Source organism: Oleiphilus sp. HI0079, assembly GCF_001635105.1.
In genome coordinates this window covers 1-2,199 of the sequence record NZ_LWFT01000712.1, presented here as the reverse complement: position 1 = coordinate 2,199, position 2,199 = coordinate 1, and the positions used below count along the sequence as shown (strand labels likewise).

3 protein-coding genes are annotated in these 2,199 nt (G+C 45.4%); all 3 read left to right on the top strand.

The genetic code is table 11. The features are described 5' to 3' along the window. A partial coding sequence (locus tag A3750_RS26145; protein ID WP_197475026.1) for an aminopeptidase N C-terminal domain-containing protein occupies window positions 1–188 on the top strand: 188 nt, incomplete at its 5' end. A 241-nt stretch (window positions 189–429) separates the two neighbouring features. Further along, window positions 430–1,812: a DUF1329 domain-containing protein gene (locus A3750_RS12940; RefSeq protein WP_068458603.1), complete on the top strand. Its 1,383-nt coding sequence runs from the start codon at window positions 430–432 to the stop codon at window positions 1,810–1,812. Between the two features lie 61 nt (window positions 1,813–1,873). After that, window positions 1,874–2,199, top strand: a 326-nt coding sequence (locus A3750_RS12935; protein ID WP_369819942.1) for a WD40/YVTN/BNR-like repeat-containing protein, incomplete at its 3' end; no start/stop codon positions are given.

Below are 2,199 nucleotides of genomic sequence, written 5' to 3'. Positions count from 1 at the left end.
CAGATCAGATTATTAAGTTAGACGATCAGAACCCGCAGATTGCATCGCGTTTGGCGACGCCATTGACGCGCTGGAGGAAGTTTTCAGTGGCGAGGCAAACGCTGATGACCGAGCAGCTTCAGAGAATTCACGGTAAGGAGTCACTCTCAAAAGACTTGAGAGAAATCGTAGAAAAAAGTTTGCCTTAGCCCTCACGCATTTGGTTTTCAAAATCTCAAGCCGTGTGCTTCCCCGCATACGGCTTCTTTGTTTATTTCTTACGCTAAAACAGAGGTTTAACTTTGAGTCTTGAAAAGTTTTATAACAAAACTTCGATAGACACGCGCGAATTATCTGCTAAAAGTTAAGTAGTTAAGATAAAAAAATTACGTGTTTTTGTGAGCCGTCACTTTGGCAGTGCTCAAGTCTCGTTTAGACAAAGGAATTATCATGAGAATAAGAACCCTGCTTCTAGGTGCAGTTATAGCGTGTGGGTCGTATACGACAGTAGTGAATGCGAAAGTGTCCAAGGCCGAAGCTGACAAGCTAGGCACTTCACTCACACCTTTTGGATCGATTAAAGAAGGAAACGAGGCAGGAACGATTCCGCCATGGACTGGAGGTCTTACAGAAGCACCTGCGGGCTATGAAGGTAGCGGGCAGCACCATATTGATCCGTTTGCGGACGATGAGGTGAAATACAAAATTGATAAAGCGAACTATCCGGGTTTTGAAAAATACATGACTCCGGGCCAGTACGCTTTAATGGAAGCGTATCCCAATACGTTTGCAATGAATGTTTATCCGAGTCGACGAACTCATGCCATGCCAGATTGGGTGCTCGAGAACACAAAGAAGAACGCCCTTACTGCAACGTTGTCTAAGGGGGGGGTTGGAATCAAAGATGCATTCGGTGGAATTCCTTTTCCGATCTTGAGTGGCAATAGTGAAGATAAAGCTTTGCAGGTTATGTGGAATCACCTAACTCGCTGGCGTGGTATTTTCTTAACGGGTCGTTATACCGAACTTGCTGTTCAACGAGATGGTGATTTCTCTCCTATCACAAAACAGCAAGAAGTATTTTTTAACTTTCATAACCCCGAAGGAAGTTTTAAGAAGCTCGATAACATCCTTTTCTATTTTTTGACATTCAATAAAGCGCCTGCGCGTTTGGCTGGTGGGGCTCTGCTTGTTCATGAAACCTTGGATCAAACCAAAGATCCACGTCAGGCATGGGATTACAACGCAGGCCAGCGTCGTGTTCGCCGGGCACCCAACCTTGCCTATGATTCACCAATTGCATCTTCAGATAATACGCGTACTGCCGATGATACAGATATGTATAACGGCGCACCTGACCGCTACGATTGGGAATACAAAGGTCTTAAAGAGATTTTCATTCCTTATAACAACTATATGGTCGGTCAGAAAGGTCTCGAATATAGTGAGCTAGCTCAGGCCGGTCACTTAAACCCAGATTATGTTCGCTGGGAGCTACACAGAGTGCATGTTGTTGAAGCGAATTTGAAAAAAGGAGCTCGCCACATTTATAAGAAGCGAGTGTTCTACGTTGATGAAGATTCTTGGGGTGTTGCTTTGGTTGATCAATATGACAATCGCGGCGAGCTTTGGAGAGTCAGCGCTTCATTACTGAAAAACTACTATGAGCTTCCAGGCACCTGGACCTCTGCGAACGTTTTTCACGATTTGCAATCACGTAGATATAGTGCAAACGGGGTTTACTCTGAAGAACGACAGGCACCTGTTTTTGAAAATAAAGTGCCCAACAAGCGCTACTTTAAACCGCAGTCTCTGCGACGCCGAGCACGTTAACAATCTTTGGTTTTTAAAAAACGCTCTCTCGAAGAGCGTTTCCTAGTTTTAAGGATAACGAATGAATTCTATTCTCCGATACATGCTCAACTCGCCCTTGGCCAAAAAGTGTGCAGTTGCGATGCTTGGTGCAAGTGTTGCGTCAGTCAGCTCTAACGCACTTGCTTTTGAGGGCGTACTGGAAACCCCAGCAATGCCTTCAGAAAAGGCTTCCGATTATCTTTTAGTGGATATCGAGAATGTGGGTAGTCGGTTAGTGGCTGTTGGGGCGCGTGGGCACATCCTTTATTCAGACGACCGGGGTGCTAACTGGGTTCAGGCATCGGTACCTGTTTCAGTGCTATTGACTGCGGTTGACTTTGTATCTGCTGACAAAGGTTGGGCCGT